The organism is Alistipes sp. (assembly GCF_048465575.1).
Taxonomy (GTDB): Bacteria; Bacteroidota; Bacteroidia; order Bacteroidales; family Rikenellaceae; genus Alistipes.
Genome location: NZ_DBFWLG010000007.1, coordinates 55,716 through 74,410 on the forward strand (window position 1 = coordinate 55,716; position 18,695 = coordinate 74,410).

Consider the following 18,695-nt stretch of genomic DNA (forward strand, 5'->3'; position numbering starts at 1 on the left):
GCCCGTATAAAACCCCCGAATCATGGCAAGCAAGATTCTGTACGTATGTCAGGAGATCATGCCCTATCTCCCCGAAACGGAGAGTTCCAGGCTGTGCCGTACCCTCACGCAGGCGATGCAGGAACGCGGCAACGAGATCCGCACGTTCATGCCCCGCTACGGCTCGATCAACGAGCGCCGCCACCAGCTGCACGAGGTGATCCGCCTGTCGGGCATGAACCTGATCATCGACGACAACGACCACCAGCTCATCATCAAGGTGGCTTCGATCCCCGCGGCCCGCGTACAGATTTATTTCATCGACAACGACGACTATTTCTCGCGCAAGGCCACGCTCACGGACGACAAGGGCACCTATTTCGAGGACAACGACGAGCGGGCCATCTTCTTCGCGCGCGGGGTGCTCGAAACGGTCAAGAAACTGCGCTGGACCCCCACCATCGTCCACTGCCACGGCTGGTTCGCTGGCGTGGTGCCGGTCTACCTCAAGCGCGTCTTCGCCGACGATCCCATCTTCCGCGACGTGAAAGTGGTCGTCTCGCTCTACGGCGATTCGTTCCCCGGGGAGCTGGACAAGGGTTTCTCTTCGAAGATCGCCAACGAGGGGGTCAAGGACAAAAATCTGGAGATTCTCAGCGCGCCGTCATACGAAAATCTCTGCCGTTTCGTTATGGAGTATGCCGACGGTGTGGTCGTGGCGTCCGAGGACGTTGCGCCCGAAATCCTGGAGATCGCGCGCAACAGCTCCAAGCCGCTGCTCCCGTACCAGGCACCCGACGCAGCGGACTTTTTCGACAATTACAACCGATTCTATGACAAAATTCAATAAACTCTGCCGTTGGGGCCGCGCGCTGGCCGTACTGGCGCTGGCGGGCGCAGCGGTGCTGGCGGGCTGCACCGAGGTGGACGACACGCTGGGATCGAACCTGGTGCCGGACAACCAGCAGATGAAAGCGGGCTACATCACGCTGCCCCGCAGCAAAGAGGACCGATTGACGAAATACATCGAGACGCGCCTGTTCCAGACCGACTCGATCATCGGTTCGAACATCTCCTACGGCTACATGGGTTCGACGCTCAACGACACGACGGGGCTGCGGCAGGCGGGATTCCTCTCGCAGTACCTCTGCTACTACAAGGTGGACGAGGGCTATTTCGGCTACCGTCCGATCTTCGACTCGGCGCAGCTGCTGCTCTCGATCGACACCTACGGCGGCGACACGACCACCGTGCAGCAGTTCAGCATCTTCGAGGTCATCGACAACAAGTACCTGACCGAAAAAGAGAAGCAGGATACGACGTTCTACCTCTCGTTCGACCCCGAAAAGGAGGGCATACTCGGCGAGGAGCTCTTCACGTTCACTTTGGGCGGCGAGAAGGGTCCCGCCACCACGGCCGTAACCCTGGATCCCAAGGAGGCGGGGCGCAATTTCATCAAGCGGCTGATGCTTCAGAAAGGGTCGGGAACGGCCTACGAGGAGGACTACTCGATTTACAGCGCCGACAACCTCGACAAGTGGGTCGAGGAGTTCAAGGGGCTCTACATCCGACCCTCCGAGCCCCAGCCCGCCGGCAAGGGCGCCGTCTACGCCACCGCGCTCGATGCGTCGGGGCTGGCCGTGTACGGCCGCAACCGCGTGGAGTCGGACCCCACGCTCATCCAGGACACCATCGGCATGGTCTACTATTTCTACGACTCCTATGCCGACCACGGGAACGTGTCGCTCAACCACATCGCCCACGACTACTCCAAGGCCACCGACGCCAGCGTGCGGATCGACATCGATGCGGCCCGCGAACCCGAAAAGGATCAGCCGGACACGCGGCCGGAGAACCCGCTGGTCTACGTCGAGGGCATGGGCGGCGTGGTGACCGAACTGAGGTTCACGCAGGAGTTCTTCGACGAGCTGGAACGGGAGATCGAGCGGGAGAACGACGCCTCGAAAAAGCAGTTCACGACCTTGGCATTCAGTCAGGCCCGCATGCTGGTCTATTTCCCCGAAAGCCAGTACGACTGGACGCAGATCGCAGAGGGCAACACCGCGCGGCTCATCGAGCAGATGGACGCGGCGCAGAGCCGGCTGGGTCTCTATACCGATTACAAGAAGCTGACCCCCATCGCCGACTACGCCTACGTCTACGAGAAGAATTACAGCACGACGCTCTCCTACGGCGGCTACATCAACCGCAGCCGCGGCTGCTACATCCTCGACATCACGGGCTACATGCAGGCCCTGTGGAACAGCTACGACAAGGAGCGGAAAGCCGCCGATGCCGAGCACCGCGCAGTCGATCTGAACCGTGTAGAAAACCGGACGGTCTACCTCGGACCCGAAGCATACGGTCTCTACACCCCCGATTTCAGCCTGCTGCAAGGCGCGGCGACCGAGGCGTCGGACCCCGTGCAGAACAACGCTCCGATCCGTTTCGAGCTGGCTTACAACATGATCAAATAAACCAATGACAGGACTTTCTGCGGAACCTAAGTGCTACACTTAGGTTTTCGCATTTCTAACAAGTGACATACACGCATGCAGGAAAATTTAGTAATCGTCGAGTCCCCGGCCAAGGCCAAAACCATCGAAAAGTTCCTCGGCAAGGATTTCATCGTCAAATCGAGCTTCGGCCACATCCGCGACCTCTCGAAGAAAGACCTCGGAATCCACATCGACAGCGGATTCACCCCCGTCTACGAAATCCCGGCCGACAAGAAGAAAGTGGTGGACGAGTTGACGAAGCTGGCCAAAAAGAAAACCGTGTGGCTCGCCTCGGATGAAGACCGCGAAGGAGAGGCCATCGCATGGCACCTCACGGAAGTGTTGGGGCTCCCCGTCGAACAGACCAAGCGCATCGTCTTCCACGAAATCACCAAACGGGCGATTCTGGAGGCCATCGAGAAGCCGCGCACGGTCAACATGGACCTGGTCAACGCCCAGCAGGCGCGCCGTATTCTGGACCGGCTGGTGGGTTTCGAACTCTCGCCCGTGCTGTGGAAAAAGGTGCGCCCGTCGCTCTCGGCCGGCCGCGTGCAATCGGTGGCTGTGCGGCTGATCGTCGAGCGCGAACGCGAGATTATCGCTTTCCGCTCCACGGCCTTTTTCCGCGTCGTGGCCCAGTTTTACGCCGCCGACGACCCGGACAAGACGCTCTTCAAGGCCGAACTGCCGACCCGCTTCGAGACCGCGGCCCAGGCCGGGGAGTTCCTCCGCAGCGCGATCGGCGCCACGTTCACGGTCTCAAAATCCGAGGAAAAACCCGCCCAGCGCTACCCCGCGCCGCCGTTCACGACCTCCACCCTGCAACAGGAGGCGGGCCGCAAGCTGGGCATGTCGGTCGCGCAGACCATGTCCGTCGCACAGCACCTTTATGAGCAGGGTCTTATCACCTACATGCGTACCGACTCGGTGAATCTCTCGCAGCAGGCCCTGGCGCAGTGCAAGGAGGAGATCACCCGCCTTTTCGGCGACAACTACTCCCGCTGGTTCAACTACAAGACCAAGACCAAGGGGGCGCAGGAGGCTCACGAGGCCATCCGCCCGTCGTACATCGAGCGGCACGAGATCGAGGGCACGCCCAACGAAAAACGGTTGTACGAGCTGATCTGGAAGCGCACCGTCGCTTCGCAGATGGTCCCGGCCGAACTGGACCGCACCACCATCACCATCGACATGTCCCGATCGACGCACCAGTTCGTGGCTCAGGGCGAGGTGGTCCGCTTCGACGGATTCCTCAGGCTCTACTCCGAATCCACGGACGACGACCAGGCCGCCGAGAGCGGCGAGGGACTGCTTCCGAAACTGGCGGCGGGCGACCCGGTGCTCCCGGCCGGCATCACGGCCACCGAGCGCTTCACCTCCTCGCCGGCGCGCTACAACGAGGCGTCGCTCGTGAAGCGGCTCGAAGAGCTGGGCATCGGACGTCCCTCGACCTACGCCCCGACGATCACCACGATCATCAACCGCGGCTACGTCGTCAAGCAGAACAAGGAGGGACAAAAACGCGACTATACGCAACTGACGCTCACGGGCGACAAGCTCACGGCCAAAACCCTCACCGAAAATTACGGCAAGGAGAAGAACCGCCTCTCGCCCACCGACATCGGCATGGTCGTCAACGACTACCTCGAGGCGCAGTTCGCTTCGATCATCGACTACAATTTCACGGCCAGCGTCGAAAAGGAGTTCGACCGCATCGCCGAGGGCGACATTACCTGGGACCGGATGATCGCCGAGTTCTACGGCCCGTTCCATCGGATGGTCGACAAGGCCATCGAGACCCAGACCGACAAGCGCGGCCAGGCCCGCATCCTGGGCAACGACCCCGCGACGGGCCACGTCGTCAAAGCCCGCATCGGCCGCTACGGTCCGATGGTCGAGATCGAGGGCGCGGAGGGCGAAAAGAGCCGCTTCGCTTCGCTCAAAAAGGGGCAGTTGATCGAGTCGATCACCCTCGACGAGGCGCTCGAACTCTTCGCCCTGCCCCGCAACCTGGGGGTTCTCGACGGCGACGAGCTGGTTGTCGGCATCGGCAAATACGGCGCCTACGTGCGCTACGGCAAGTCGTTCGCGTCGCTCGCCAAGAACGACGACCCCTACACGATCACCTACGAGCGCGCCGTGGAGCTGGTCCAGGCCCACCGCAGCGCCGCAGCCGCGGCCAACACGCCGCTGCGCACGTTCCCCGAGGACGCGGATATGCTCGTCAAAAACGGCCGCTACGGTCCCTACATCGCCTACAAGGGCAAGAATTACCGCCTGCCCAAGGGCGCGAAGCCCGAAACGCTGACCCTCGAAGAGTGTCTGAAGATCGTCGCCAACTCCAAAAAATAAACCTGCGAACCCATGAAACACACATTGCTGACCCTGGCCGCCCTGCTCGTTCTCGCTACGGCAGCGGCACAAACCGCCGACACGACCGGCTACCGCTTCACTGACCTGAAAATCCTCCCCACGACCCCCGTCAAGGACCAGAGCCGCAGCGGCACCTGCTGGTGCTTTTCGACCCTTTCGATGCTCGAGAGCGAGATTCTGCGTGCAGGCGGCCCCGCAATGCACCTTTCGGAGATGTGGATCGTGCGCCATTCGTTCCGGGACAAGGCCGAGCGCTACGTCCGCATGCACGGCCAGTTGAATTTCGCCGAGGGCGGCGCCGCACACGACGTGATCGAGGGAATCAAGGCCCACGGCATCGTACCGTTCGTGGTCTACAAGGGGCTCGAGTACGGCACCGAAAAACCCGATTTCCACGAACTTTCGGTCGTGCTGAAAGCCTATCTCGACGCCGTGATCCAAACGGGCGACAAGAGCGGAAAACCCCTCTCGACGGCCTGGAAGCCCGGGTTCGACGCCCTTTTGGACACTTATTTCGGCCCCATGCCCGAGACCTTCACCTACGAGGGCCGGGAATATACGCCTCAGTCGTTCGCCGCCTCGCTGCCGATCGACATGGAGGACTACATCGACCTCTCGTCGTTCACCCACCATCCGTTCTACACGCAGTTCATTCTCGAGGTGCCGGACAACTGGATGTGGGGCGCGGTCTACAACCTGCCGCTCGACGAACTGATGGAAACCATCGACCATGCGCTCGAAAGCGGTTACACCGTCGCCTGGGGCACGGACGTAAGCGAAAAGGGCTTCAGCCGCACCAAGGCCATCGGCATCGTCCCCGAAGCCGACACCGAGGGGATGAGCGGCACCGAGGCCGAACGCTGGGGCAAACTCACCCAGCAGGAGCGGGAGGCCGCCCTCTACAAGTTCGACAAGCCGGGCCGCGAGCGCACCGTCACGCAGCAGCTGCGCCAGGAGGCATTCGACAACTACCAGACGACCGACGACCACGGCATGGTCATCATGGGTACGGCCACCGACCAGGCGGGCAATAGCTACTACAAGGTGCAGAACTCGTGGGACGTGCGTCCGCCGTATGACGGATTCTGGTATTTCTCGCGTCCGTTCGTGGCGTACAAAACCACCTCGGTCACCCTCAACAAAAACGCGGTTCCCAAGCCCATCGCCCGCAAACTCGGCCTGAAATAGGCGCCCGGGTCGCAAAACGTACGGGACTGTCCTTTATCGGACAGTCCCGTTTCTCATGCGCCGGAGGGCCGGTCTACTCCTCGATCTCGATACCCAGCATCCGGGCCAGTTCCGAGGCCTGGTAGCGGGTGACTTTCAATCCTTTCAACTCGCGCGAGGAGACCTCGCCGACCCGGATCCCGTCGATGAGGCTGTCCGCAAGGGAGATGCCCCCGAGCGGCGTGCGGTTCAACTCGGCCAGCGTCAGGTCGCAGCGCGAAAAACCGACCCGTTCGAGCGAGCAGTGGTCGAGCGAGGCGCTGCGCAGCAGGCTTCCGGTGAAGCGGACGAAGCGCATCTTCCCCTCCGAGAGATTGACCAGTTCGGCCTTGCACCGCTCGAAGAGCACATGAAAGAGGGTCCCCTCCGAGAGGTCGGCGCCCACGAGTTTGCAATCGATAAACTCCACACGGTGGAAGCCGCATCCCGAAAAACGAACGTTCGAGAGGTCGCAACCGCGGAACACAACGTCCGCAAACTGCGAAGCGCGCAGCGTGCAGCCCGGAAAGCGGCAGCGCGTGAAACACGTACCCTGCACCGAGAAATGTTCGCGCTCGAAAGCAGGAAAGACAACACCCGTGAAAGCGCAATCGGCAATCAACTCCGTATCGGAAAAAAACGCCTCCGAAGCGCATTCGCACGGAGTCGGCTCTTGCGGCAGCCGGGGCCTGAGGGGTGAGGACATGACCAATTCGGTTGCGGAACAAACCGGTCAGCAAAGGCGATTCCGGTTGTTCGATTTCTCACAAAAATACCCTTTTTTTACCGATCCGACAACCGCCCGAAGCGCAATTTTGCCCGAAGAGAAAATAATTTCTATCTTTGTCCACGCCTTTTACCCCGAATTGGATGAAAAGAAGAGTCCGGAACCTGATCGTCTGTGCGCTCGTGCTCTTGACGGCTCTGCCCGCAGCCGCCCGGCAGCCCGAGACCGGCCGGATAGTGTCCGCTCCGGCTCCGGAAGCCGCAGCGCCGCCGGCCGATTCGCACCGCACGGCGGACACGGCCCGCCTGGCCGTCGCCGCCAAACGCCCCGGTCTCATCCGCCGCATCATCGACTATTACGGCCGCTCGAACGTAGACCGCACGTTCGAGAAGAAGATCGACTGGAGCATCGCCCCGGGCCCCAACTACTCGTCGGATGTCGGCTTCGGAATCGGCTTTCTGCTGGCCGGACTCTACCGCCTCGACCGCACGGACTCGATCACCGCACCGTCGAACGTCTCGGTGTACGGCAATTTCACGACCGAGAAATTCGTGCTCGTGCGCTTCTCGGGCGACAACATTTTCAACCATAACCGCCAGCGCCTGAGCTATTCTGGGGCATTCGTCTATTTCCCGGGCGCCTTTTACGGCGTGGGTTACCGGGCCGGCGAGGAGGGCTATGCGCAGGACCTCACGACCACGATGGGCGCTTTCCGCATCTCCTACTGCACCTCGCTCGTAGGCCGTTTCTACATAGGCATGAGTGCCGGAATCGACTACTCCGGAGCCCGGTACAAGCCGAGCGGCATGGTCGAATTCATGGAGCGGGTGGAGCAGGAGGTGGCCGCCGGAAACCCCGTCCCCGGCGGCAAGATGGGCGAACTCTACCGCCTGAAGCAACAAGGACGCTACGACCCCGCATTCCAGGACCCTTTCTCGAACCACATAGCCGAAACGGGCGACAAGCCCAACGCTCTGAACACCAACATCGGTCTCTTCGCCCAGTACGACACGCGCGACGTGACGTTCAACGCCACGCGCGGCATCTTCCTGAAAGCCGAAGCCAAGTGGTATCCCCGCTGGCTGGGCAATACGGGCCGCCATTTCGCGCGCTTCACCCTCACGTTCGACTGCTACCGGCGGCTCTGGAAAGGCGCCATCCTGGCCTGCGACCTCTTCGCCGACGCCACGGCGGGCACCCCCTCGTGGCACATGTACGCCAAACTGGGCGGCATGGAGCGCATGCGCGGCTACTACGAGGGGCGCTACCGCGACAAGCGCCTCGTCGAGGCGCAGATCGAACTGAGGCAGCGCATCTACCGCCGCCACGGCATCGTGGGATGGATCGGCGGCGGCCAGGTGTGGGGCACCGAGCAGTTCCGCTGGCGCAACACGCTGTACAGCTTCGGCTGCGGCTATCGTTTCGAATTCAAGAAAGGGATGAATATCCGCCTCGATTACGGATGGGGCGTCTACGGCAACCCCAATCTGCCGTGGGACCGCAAACGCTCCTCGGCATTCCTCTTCACGGCCTCGGAGGCGTTCTGACCCGGCCTCAGCCGATAAAGACGACCAGAAATCCCGCCTCGCGGCGCATCCCGAGGCGGAGGGGTTCGCCGTTTTCGATCCGCGCACGGATCGTGCCCGCGACCAAATCCACCTCGTCGACATGCAGATCGCGCAGCAGGTCCAACCCTTTGCGGCCGGCGTATTTATAAAGGGTCTCTTTGGCGCACCACACCGCGCAGGGCAGCAGCGGATCGTCGGACAGCGCCCGCTCCGCGGGTGTCATGAAGCGGTCGGCGGCCGCGGTGAAATCGCGCGCTTCGGGTTCGATGTCCACGGCGCAGCGCTGCGGCGAGAGGCAGACGACTACGCGGCCCGGGCAGTGCGCCACCGAGATGTGAATCGCACAACCCGATACGATGGGCGCACCCGCCGCGTCGTAAGCGATCCCGAACCGGGCGGCCGCAGCGGCGGGAGTGAGGTTGCAGCCGGCGCGTCCGGCCAGCGTGCAGCGCACCAGCGCCCGCCACGTCAGCCACTCCCGCCGCCGGCGCTCAGAGCCCATTCGACGTGCCTCGTCCCGCTCTTCGGCGGTCGCCCAGGCGGCGGCTTCGGCCTCCTCCATCAGCGGCGCGACCACCAGCCGGGGTGCGTCCGGATCGGTCGGGAGTTTGGTCATGGAATATCGACGCGGATTTTATCGATGCGGTGCCCCTCCATCTCCTGCACCGTGAACCGCAGTTCGTGGGCCGTGAAAACGTCGCCCTTGCGCGGAAAATCGCGTTTCAGCTCGAGCATCATGCCCGCGAGGGTCTCGGCCTTGCCGCGGATGTCGGAGAACGTATCCTCGTCGAGCGCGAGCACCCGCTCGAAATCGCCGATGTGGGTCTTGCCGTCGAAGAGGTAGCTCTTGGCGTCGAGCCGCGTGTAGAAGCTCTCGTCGTTGTCGCTCTCGTCCGAAATTTCACCCACGATCTCCTCGATGATGTCCTCGAGCGAGACCAGCCCCAGGGTCGAGCCGTACTCGTCGACGACGATGGCCATGTGGACCTTGTTGGACTGGAAATCGCCCAACAGGTCGCTGATCTTCTTGTGCTCGGGCACGAAATAGGGCTTGCGCACGAGCTTCTGCCAGCCGAACGCATCGTCGTTGTTGATGTAGGGCAACAGGTCCTTGACGTAGAGCGTGCCGCGGATGTTGTCCACGTCCTCTTCGTAGACGGGGATGCGCGAGAAGCCCGACTCGATGATGGTCTGCTTGACCGTCCCGTACGTGTCGGTGATGTCGAGCGCCGTGATGTCCACGCGGGGTTTCATGATCTCCTGCACCTCGGTATTGACGAAATTGACGATTCCCGAGAGCATCACGTGCTCCTCGGGGCTGGTCGTCTGGGTCATGTCCACGGCATCGGCCAGTTCGTCGAGCGAGATTTCGCTCCGGTGCGCCGCCTTTTCGCTGATGCGGCTGCTCGTGCGCACGAGGATGTAGGAGAGCGGGTAGAAGAGCCGCCGGAGCACCAGGAGCGGCCGCGCCACCAGCGAGGCGAAGCGCACGAGGGCGGTTTGCGCCACGACCTTGGGCAGAATCTCGCCGAAGAGCAGCAGCAGGAACGTGACCAATACGGTCTTGACCAGGAACTCGAACCTCAGGAACGTGAAAAGCCCGTCGATGATCCGGGCCGTAAGGATGACGATGCAGATGTTGACCAGGTTGTTGACCACCAGGATCGTGGCCAGCAGCAGATCGACGTCGGCAAGGAGTTTGAGCACTGCGGCGGCGGAGGCCGTCGTGCGCTGCCGAAGCCTCGACACGTCGTTGTGCGAGAGCGAAAAGAAAGCCGTTTCGGCGCCCGAGACGAGTGCCGAAAGACACAGCAGCACGACCGTAACCGCGCACAGCACGAGCAGGTGGGCCGAAAAGCCGTTGAAAGTGATCCAGGGAAGGGAATTCTCCAAATTTCAGCGCATTGGTTAGTCGAAAAGCGAACCGCCCTGCGGCTCCTCGCGCGGCCCCTCTGCGTTCTCGTCGCGCAGGACCTCCTTGCGGCCGCCGGGCATCTGCACGACGAATTTCGAGTTGCGCGACTGGTAGGCCGGCTTCGAGAGCAGCAGCTCGATGTTGCTGTAACGGCCCGACTTGGCGCCCAGCATCACCTGCTCGGCAACGCGGGGAGAGGGCTTGGGCGGCACGGGCTTGATGGGTTCGAGCACCGGAGCGCTCGGCGTTTCGCGGACCGGTTCGACGGTCCGTGCGGGCGGAATGATCTGCTTCATCACCCCTGCCGAGGTCTCGGGAGCGAATCCCGTCGCCACGACAACCAGTTCGACGGCATTGCCCAGCTGGGGTTTCTCGCTCGTACCCCAGATGATGTTGGCGTTGTGGACCACGCCGTTGTCGTCCTGGACGCTGGCATGGGCCTGGATGTACTCCAGGATACGCACGACCTCCTCGTACATGAGCGCATCGGCATCCGCCACGGAGATGTTCAGCAGGATGTTCTTGGCGCCCGAGATGAGGTTGTGGTCCAAGAGAGGCGAGCGCAGCGACGCCTCGGCGGCCGCTTCGGCGCGGTTGTCGCCCTCGGCCGTGGCGACGGCCATGTGGGCGCGGCCGCTGTCGCTCATGACTTTCTTCACATCGGCGAAATCGACGTTCACCAGGTCGCTCTCCACGGTGATGATCTCGGCAATGCCCTTGGTCGCGGCGGCCAGGATGTCGTCGGCCTTGCCGAAAGCCTGGCGGAGCGACAAGCGGCCGTATATCTCCAGTATATTCTCGTTGTTGATGATCAACAGCGAATCGACATTCTGCCGCAGCTCCTCGATGCCGCGGAACGCCTGCTCGTAGCGAATCTTGCCCTCGACGGCCAGCGGCGAGGTGACGATCGCAACGGTCAGCAGCCCCATCTCCTTGGCCAGTTTGGCGATCACGGGCGAAGCGCCCGTGCCGGTGCCGCCGCCCATGCCGGCGGTGATGAAGACCATGCGCGTGCCGGCCTCCTCGAAGAGCTGCCGGATCTCGGGCAGCGTCTCGACCGCGGCGCGGCGGCCGTTTTCGGGGTCGTTGCCCGCCCCGAGGCCCTCGGCTCCCAGCCGGATCTTCCGCTCCACGGGGCTCTTGTCCAGCGCCTGCTGGTCGGTGTTGCACACCATGAACGTCACGCCCTGGATGCCCTGGTTCCACATGTGGTTCACGGCGTTGCCGCCGGCACCGCCGACACCCACCACCGTGATGATCGAACCGTCGGTCCGCGGGGCTTTGATCTCGGATATCAAATCGTCTGTCATAGGTTTTTCTCTTTTTGCTCTTGCTCCTCTTTACTCACTCTCTCTGCGCAGCCGAAAGCCGTTGTCGGGTCGTATTCAATGCGTCCACTCCTCTGCTCGGAGGGGTCCAAAGCAGCAACGCTGCAAGCGCGCAAGCGGGAGAGGATAACTAAATCTCCTCGTCCTCGGCGGCGGTAAAGCTCTTGTTGATCTTGTCGAACGTCTTTTGGAAGATCGAACCCCAGTCGCGCTTGCGTTTGGGCTCGATCTGCGGCGCCCCGTCATGGGGCTCCTCCTCCGGCTCCCCGCCGGACGGCAGGGCGTTTTCCGTCCCCTCCGCCGGAGCCTGCGCTTCCGGTTGCGGGAAGCGCGGCGGGACGTGCTTGAACCGGGTCGGAGGCTCGGTCTCGGGCGGCGTGAAACTCCGGCGCGGTTCGGCCGGACGTTCCGCGACCACGCAGCCGCCCTGCCCGATGCCCTTGATGAGGATGCCCACCACGGTCGAGAGGGCCGGATCGGCCACACGCTCTTTCGACTCCTCCGCGATGCCCGCTTCGGGCTGCGCCACGCGTACGTCCATGCCCGTCACGCGGCGGAACAGCTCGTCGAGGTCTTTCAGGCGGGCCGAGCCGCCCGTCAGCACGATGCCGTAGGCCAGTTTGGAGGCGTAACCCGAATCCCGTATCTCCTGCTGGACGAATTCGGCGATGTCCGTGGCGCGGGCCTCGATCACCGTGGCCAGGTTGCGCAGCAGGATGTCCTTCGCCTCGCGGGCCGTGCGGCCGTTGACGCGGATCAGCTTGTCCTCGGGAGCCAGCTCGGCGACGGCCGAGCCGTAGCGCTGCTTGAGGCTCTCGACGTGCTTCTCGGGAACGCTCATCGTACGGATGTCGCGGTTGATGGCCGAGGCGCCCATCGGAATCGAAGCCACGTAACGAACCACGTTGCGGTAGTAGACCGCCACGTCCGTCACGCCGGCACCTACGTCGACCACCGCCACGCCCTCCTCCTTTTCATCCGGGAGCAGTACGGCCTCGGGAGTGGCCAGCGCATCGGGCACAACACCCAGCATCTTGATTCCAAGCCGCTTGAGCGCCATGTCGAGCCGTTGCATTGGGGTTTTCAGGCAGAGGATGAAATTGAACGTCGAGGAGAGTTTCTTGCCGAACGAACCGACGGGATTCTTGACCTCCTGGTTGTCGTCCACGAGGTAGTTCTGCGGAACGCGCTCCATGATGGTCTCATCGTCTGGGGCCTGGACGTTGCGCATGCGATCGAACAACGCCTCGACATCTTTCTGGTTGACGCCGTTCTGGGGATCGTAGACGAAAACGTGGTCGGTGTGACGGGCGCAGCGCACGAATTCGCCCGAGATGCCGGCATAGGCCTCCGTGATGCGGATACCTAACTGCTGCTCGGTCTCCGAGACGGCCTCCCGGATGGCGCGGCTCACCAGTTCGATGTTGTCGATGCGGCCCGCATTGACCCCCTCGACGGGTTTCGAGACCACCGAAGCCACCTCGATCAGCCCCTCGGCGTTCTTTCCTCCGACGGCCACCACCACGCTCGAAGAGCCCAAATCGACGGCAACGGTATAGTTTTTTCTTTCCACGCTCATATCTGTCTATTTCTTGCAAACCACCTGGTTGCGGTATCTCAGGTCGATCGTCCGGTATTCGCTCCAGCCGATCCGGCTCAGCCCGCTGCGGTAGAAACCAAGGAGTTTTTCGAATTTCTCCTCCTCGCGTTCCAGCCGGCCGAAGCGGATCGTATGGCGCCCGCTGCGCGGCACCAGATCGACCTCCAAAGCTCCGCTGGGGGCCGTATGGGCCGCGATTTGCACGACCTCCGACCTCCAGAAATCATCGTCTTCGACGAACTTTACAAAGGTAAGGAGTTTCATGAAATCTTCGTACGTTTTCTCCAACTTTTTTTGCCGCTGCCGCTCGGTCTCCTGCCGCCCGTCGATGCGTTCGATACCCTCGCGGATCAGGCGGGCTTCGTAGCGGTAGGCCCGGCGCAGGTCGGCCTTGTGTTTGCGCAGTTTCTCGACCCGACCCGCGAACGCCTCGGCGCTCTCCAGCCGCCACCACTGCCGCTTGATGCGCATGCGTCTGAGGGCTGCGATGTTGCGGTCGTTCTGCAACTCCCGCTTGTAGAACGGGAATTTCTCACGCTCCAGCTCCTCGATACGCCGGTCGATCTTCTCCAGCTCGCGGTCGGTGTGTGCGCGCACACTGCCCGTGTAGGCGAGCGGAAACGGCGGACGGTAGCTGCCCGTGACGACCGGAACGTAGAGCGACGAAGCGCGCGGGGCGGCAAAGACAAACCCCTCTTCGGTCACGTAGGTGTCCATGCCGTCGAGCAGCAGCCGGAGGAGCGGCTTGCGCTGGCGGATGGCGATGCGCAGCGAGCCCGCATGGGAGACAGAGGCAACCACCTCGTCCACGAACCCGTTGCGGGCCACCAACCGTTCGATACCCGTGAGGTCGACGTTATCAACTGCCGTGCCGATCGTTCGGATTCCGCTCTGCAAAATCCACTCCCGCACCTGCCGTCCCGTTACCAGATGTCCCTGCGATGAACTGTCCACCACCTCGATCTCGACGCGGCGGACCGTCGCGCCGCTGCGCACACGGTGCACCGTGGCAGCGGCATAGACGATGTAGGCCGCCACGGCACCCCAGAGGAGGGTCAGTAAAGCGTATCGGAGATAGCGGGGCACGAAGAGGAATTAAGAATTAAAAATTTAGAATTAAAAATCAATATCAGGCTTTCGCCTGCAACCTCTCGGCGAGGGGTTCGCAGCAGGCGTCGATATTGCCCGCACCGAACGAAACCACCACATCCGTCTCCATGGCGGCCACCGCGTCGGCCAGTTCGTCGCGCGGCACGATGCGCCAGGGCACACGGAGCAGCCGGCCGATGATCTCCGAGGTGACGCCCTCGATCGGCTCCTCGCGCGCCGGATAGATCGGCAGCAGCACGACCTCATCGGCGAGCGACAGCGCCTCGGCGAATTCGCGGTAGAGGTCGCGCGTGCGGGTGTAGAGGTGGGGCTGGAAGAGCGCCGTGATGCGCCGCCCGGGGAACATGCCCCGTACAGACGCGAGCGCCGCCATCAGTTCGCACGGGTGGTGGGCGTAGTCGTCCATGTATACCTGCTGCGGGGTGTTCAGCCAGAATTCGAAGCGCCTTTTGACCCCCTCGAACGAGGCCAGTCCGGCACGGAGTTTTTCCGCATCGAGCGGCGTGCCGGCGGCACGGGCCGCACACCACACCGAAGCCGCGGCAGCCACGGCATTCTCGACATTGACCCGTCCCGGGATGCCGAGCGTGCAGTCGGCGATCACCCCGTCGGGTGTTGCGAGGTCGAAGCGGTAACGCCCTCCGTCCGTGAACTGCAAACTACGGGCATAAAAATCGCACGGCTCGTCGCAAGCGTAACGATAGACCGTGATTGCGGGGTTGTCCAGCGCGATCTCCACCCCCTTTTTGAGGATGAGAAACCCGCCCGGGCGGATCTGCCGCACGAACTGCGAGAACGCCTCCCGGACCGCTTCGTGCGTACCGTAGATGTCGAGGTGGTCGGGATCGGCCGAGGTAACCACCGCCACGTCGGGAAACAGACGGAGGAACGAGCGGTCGAACTCATCGGCTTCGACCGCCAGATACGGCCCGTCGCCCAGCACCAGATTGCTCCCGAAATTGCGGGAAATACCGCCCAGGAAAGCGCTGCCGCCGCCCGTCAGGGCACGGTTGAGCCACGCCACGAGCGTCGAGGTAGTGGTCTTGCCGTGGGTGCCCGCCACGGCCATGACGTATTTGCCCTCCGCGAGATGGCCGAGCATCTGCGACCGTTTTTCGATGCGGAAGCCGTGTGCTTCGAAATAGCGCAGTTCGCTGTGGTCGGCGGGCACGGCGGGCGTATAGACCACCACCGTATCGGTCGCCGAACGGAACTCCGAGGGAATCAGGTGCACGTCGTCCTCGAAATGGATCGCGGCGCCCTCCCGCTTCAACTCATCGGTCAGGTGGGAGCGGGTGCGGTCGTAACCGGCTACCCGCCGGCCCTCGTGCAGGAAATAGCGCGCCAGGGCGCTCATGCCGATCCCCCCGATCCCCAGGAAATAGATGTTTTTGAACTCCATCGTCGGATTACGCATTTTGAATTATCTTTTCGATCTCGTCGACGATCCGCTCCGCCGCATCGGGACGCGCCAGCATCTCCAGGTTGGCGCACATCCCGGCCAACGACTCCCGGTCGGCGAGCAGCTCCAGCGCCCGGGTCATCGCCTCCGAGCGGCACGCGGCATCGGGCACCACGACCGCGGCGCCGCGCGATTCCAAAGCCCGGGCGTTCTTGGTCTGATGGTCCTCGGCCACATTGGGCGAGGGGACGAACAGCACGGGTTTGGCCACCAGACACAGTTCCGAGACGGTGCCTGCGCCGCTGCGCGAAATGACCAGATCGGCGGCGGCATACGCCAGGTCCATGCGCTCGATGAACGCCCCCTGCCAAATCCCTTTCACCGGATGGGCGGCCAGAAAGGCCTGCATCTCGCGTTCGTAATACTTACCCGTCTGCCAGATCACCTGCACAGGGGCCTCGGAGCCCGCCAGGGAGACAATCCACGCTTTCATCATCTCGTTCAGCGAGCGGGTGCCCAGCGAGCCGCCGACGACCAGCAGGACGGGTTTGTCGGCGGTGAAGCCGTAGTGGTCGAGCGCCTCGCTCCGGTCGGCGCCCCCTTTCGAGAAGCGGCCCCGCAGGGGATTCCCCGTGAGGGCGATCTTCGCGGCCGGGAAGAAGCGCTCCATGCCCTCGTAGGCCGTGCAGATACGCTTCGCACCCCGGGCGAGGAGCTTGTTCGTGACGCCGGCATAGGAGTTCTGCTCCTGGATAAGGGTCGGAACGCCCATACGCTGCGCGGCCCACAGCACCGGCCCGCTGGCATAGCCGCCGAAGCCCACGACGGCATCGGCGCGAAAATCACGGATGATCCGACGCGCCTTTTGCAGCGAGCGCACGATTTTCAGCGGGACCAGCAGGTTGCGCCAGTCGAGCCGCCTTTGGAGCCCTGCGATCGGAAGCCCCGCGATGCGGTAGCCCAGGGCCGGGACTTTCTCCATCTCCATCTTGCCCTCGGCGCCGACGAAGAGCAACTCGACCTGGTCGCCGAACCGGCGCCGAAGCGCCTCGGCAACCGCCACGGCCGGGTAAATGTGGCCGCCGGTTCCGCCACCCGAGAGGATAATGCGTTTTGTCTTATTCATTTACATTCAATTTCTTTTCACTTTTCGATTTGCAACCCCTCGACCGGGCTCGGGGATCGGAATTTGTTTTTCGCCGCCTTGGGCGGCGGTAGTCCGCAGCCACCCCGGGCGGAGTACTGCATCGGTTCCCGACTTGCCCTCCGCTGGCTGCAGACCGCAAGCGGATCGGTAAAGTCTCAAGGCTTTGCCAACCGTACCTTTCACTTTTCACCTTTAACCCGCCTTTGGCGGCTTGACTTTGCTCACGCTCGGCAAAGCACGCACGCGGTCCTTGCCCCCGCTTCCTCGCAAAGTCCACTTTTCACCTTTCACCTTGTTACCTGCCCCAGGTTTCGCGGTCGAGCGAGCGGTAGTTGATCGCCTCGGAGAGGTCCTGCAAGGCGATCCCATCGCGTCCGGCCAGGTCGGCGATCGTGCGCGACACTTTGAGGATGCGGTCGTAGGCCCGCGCCGAGAGCGAGAGCCGCTGCATCGCCCGCTCCAGGAGGGCTGCACCGTCGGCATCCAGCCGGCAGTAGGCACGCAGCATCGCGGCGTTCATCATGGCGTTGGTGTGGACGCCCTCCGCCTCGCCGAACCTTTGCCGCTGCACCTCGCGCGCCCGCACGACCCGTTCGCGGATCGACTCGCTCCGTTCGCCCTGTTCGGACGAGGACAACTCGGCCGCAGGCACGGGCGTCACCTCGACGTGGAGGTCGATGCGGTCCATCAGCGGACCCGAAATGCGGCTCATGTAGCGGTGCACCGTTCCCGGCGAGCACACGCACTCTTTCGCGGGGTGGTTGTAATACCCGCACGGACAGGGGTTCATCGCCGCCACAAGCATGAAATTCGCCGGGTAGACCACACTGTACCGCGCCCGCGAAACGGTTATCCGCTTCTCTTCGAGCGGCTGCCGCAGCACCTCCAGGGCGCTGCGCCCGAATTCGGGCAGTTCGTCCAGAAACAGCACGCCGTTGTGCGAAAGCGACACCTCGCCCGGACGCGGCGACTGGCCGCCTCCGATGAGCGCCACCTGCGACGAGGTGTGGTGCGGTGCGCGGAAAGGGCGCCGGGTCATCAGTCCCGAGACGGCCGCACGGCCCGCCACGGAGTGTATCTTGGTTGTCTCCAGCGCCTCCGCGGGAGTCAGGGGCGGCAGGATGGACGGCAGGCGGCGCGCCAGCATCGTCTTGCCCGAGCCGGGCGAACCGATCATCAGGACGTTGTGGCCCCCGGCCGCCGCGATCTCCAGGGCCCGCTTGACATAGCCCTGGCCCCGCACGTCGGCGAAATCCTCGTCGTAAAGACCTGTGGCCCGTTCGAACGGCTCCGGCTCGGCGGCAGCGGCGGGTGCGATCCGTTCATCACCGTTCAGATACGCGATGACCTGTCTCAGACTCTCCACGCCGATCACCTCCAATCCCTCGACCACGGCCGCCTCGGCCGCACAGGCTGCGGGCAGCACCAGCCGCCGCAGCCCCTCGCGCTGCGCGCAGACGGCGATCGGCAGCACGCCCCGCACCGCCTTGACCGTGCCGTCGAGCGACAACTCGCCCGCGAAGAGCGTCCCCGCAACGGCCCGGGCGTCGATGCGCTCCATGGCTGCCAGGATTCCCACGGCGATCGGCAGGTCGAACGCCGCGCCCTCTTTCCGCAGGTCGGCCGGAGCCAGACTCACGACCACCTTGCGGCCCGACATGCGCTCGCCCGAGTTCTCGAAAGCCGCGCGGATGCGCTGTTCGCTCTCCTTGACGGCGTTGTCGGGCAGTCCGACCAGGTACATGCCCAGCCCGCCCCCGGCGATGTTGACCTCGACGGTCGTCACGACCGCATCGATTCCGGCAAGAGCCGCAGCATAGGTCCTAACGAACATGCTTCATG

At 63.2% G+C, this 18,695-nt stretch carries 14 protein-coding genes; 5 read left to right on the forward strand and 9 right to left on the reverse strand.

The features are described from left to right. Positions 1–22 precede the first annotated feature (22 nt). The 4 genes from ACMQ11_RS02035 to ACMQ11_RS02050 all read left to right on the forward strand — a co-directional run bounded on the left by ACMQ11_RS02035 (position 23) and on the right by ACMQ11_RS02050 (position 6,038). On the forward strand, positions 23–829 hold the full coding sequence (locus ACMQ11_RS02035; RefSeq protein ID WP_418990998.1) for a glycogen/starch synthase: 807 nt from the start codon (positions 23–25) through the stop codon (positions 827–829). Then, on the forward strand, positions 813–2,456 hold the full coding sequence (locus ACMQ11_RS02040) for a DUF4270 family protein (protein ID WP_418990999.1): 1,644 nt from the start codon (positions 813–815) through the stop codon (positions 2,454–2,456). Before ACMQ11_RS02035 ends, ACMQ11_RS02040 begins: the two co-directional genes overlap by 17 nt. Before the next feature lie 75 nt (positions 2,457–2,531). Then, the gene (topA, locus tag ACMQ11_RS02045) at positions 2,532–4,829 is read left to right on the forward strand and encodes a type I DNA topoisomerase (protein WP_418991000.1); all 2,298 of its coding nucleotides are present in this window, start codon (positions 2,532–2,534) and stop codon (positions 4,827–4,829) included. A 12-nt stretch (positions 4,830–4,841) separates the two neighbouring features. Further along, the gene (locus ACMQ11_RS02050) at positions 4,842–6,038 is read left to right on the forward strand and encodes an aminopeptidase C (protein ID WP_418991001.1); all 1,197 of its coding nucleotides are present in this window, start codon (positions 4,842–4,844) and stop codon (positions 6,036–6,038) included. Between the two features lie 73 nt (positions 6,039–6,111). Here the strand turns inward: ACMQ11_RS02050 and ACMQ11_RS02055 are convergent, their stop codons facing one another. Continuing rightward, positions 6,112–6,762, reverse strand: a complete 651-nt coding sequence (locus tag ACMQ11_RS02055) for a pentapeptide repeat-containing protein (RefSeq protein WP_418991002.1) — start codon at positions 6,760–6,762, stop codon at positions 6,112–6,114. 164 nt (positions 6,763–6,926) lie between these two features. Between ACMQ11_RS02055 and ACMQ11_RS02060 the strand changes: the two genes are divergently transcribed. Further along, positions 6,927–8,330 (forward strand): BamA/TamA family outer membrane protein, encoded by a 1,404-nt coding sequence (locus tag ACMQ11_RS02060; protein WP_418991003.1) that lies wholly within the window; start codon positions 6,927–6,929, stop codon positions 8,328–8,330. Positions 8,331–8,337: 7 nt separating this feature from the next. On the opposite strand, the gene ACMQ11_RS02065 is transcribed toward ACMQ11_RS02060, so the two are convergent. The 8 genes from ACMQ11_RS02065 to ACMQ11_RS02100 form a co-directional block, all read right to left on the reverse strand. After that, positions 8,338–8,967: a 4'-phosphopantetheinyl transferase family protein gene (locus tag ACMQ11_RS02065; protein ID WP_418991004.1), complete on the reverse strand. Its 630-nt coding sequence runs from the start codon at positions 8,965–8,967 to the stop codon at positions 8,338–8,340. After that, positions 8,964–10,244 (reverse strand): gliding motility-associated protein GldE, encoded by a 1,281-nt coding sequence (gene gldE / locus ACMQ11_RS02070; RefSeq protein WP_418991005.1) that lies wholly within the window; start codon positions 10,242–10,244, stop codon positions 8,964–8,966. The genes ACMQ11_RS02065 and gldE overlap by 4 nt, the downstream gene beginning before the upstream one ends. A 15-nt stretch (positions 10,245–10,259) precedes the next feature. Continuing rightward, complete coding sequence (ftsZ, locus tag ACMQ11_RS02075) at positions 10,260–11,576, reverse strand: cell division protein FtsZ (RefSeq protein ID WP_418991006.1); 1,317 nt, start codon at positions 11,574–11,576, stop codon at positions 10,260–10,262. Between the two features lie 148 nt (positions 11,577–11,724). Next, positions 11,725–13,167, reverse strand: a complete 1,443-nt coding sequence (gene ftsA / locus ACMQ11_RS02080; protein WP_418991126.1) for a cell division protein FtsA — start codon at positions 13,165–13,167, stop codon at positions 11,725–11,727. A gap of 12 nt (positions 13,168–13,179) precedes the next feature. Continuing rightward, positions 13,180–14,280 (reverse strand): hypothetical protein, encoded by a 1,101-nt coding sequence (locus tag ACMQ11_RS02085; protein ID WP_418991007.1) that lies wholly within the window; start codon positions 14,278–14,280, stop codon positions 13,180–13,182. Positions 14,281–14,323: 43 nt separating this feature from the next. Further along, on the reverse strand, positions 14,324–15,706 hold the full coding sequence (gene murC / locus ACMQ11_RS02090; protein ID WP_418991127.1) for a UDP-N-acetylmuramate--L-alanine ligase: 1,383 nt from the start codon (positions 15,704–15,706) through the stop codon (positions 14,324–14,326). Between the two features lie 7 nt (positions 15,707–15,713). Further along, positions 15,714–16,832: an undecaprenyldiphospho-muramoylpentapeptide beta-N-acetylglucosaminyltransferase gene (gene murG, locus ACMQ11_RS02095; RefSeq protein WP_418991008.1), complete on the reverse strand. Its 1,119-nt coding sequence runs from the start codon at positions 16,830–16,832 to the stop codon at positions 15,714–15,716. A 316-nt stretch (positions 16,833–17,148) separates the two neighbouring features. Continuing rightward, complete coding sequence (locus ACMQ11_RS02100; RefSeq protein ID WP_418991009.1) at positions 17,149–18,687, reverse strand: YifB family Mg chelatase-like AAA ATPase; 1,539 nt, start codon at positions 18,685–18,687, stop codon at positions 17,149–17,151. Positions 18,688–18,695: the final 8 nt, after the last annotated feature.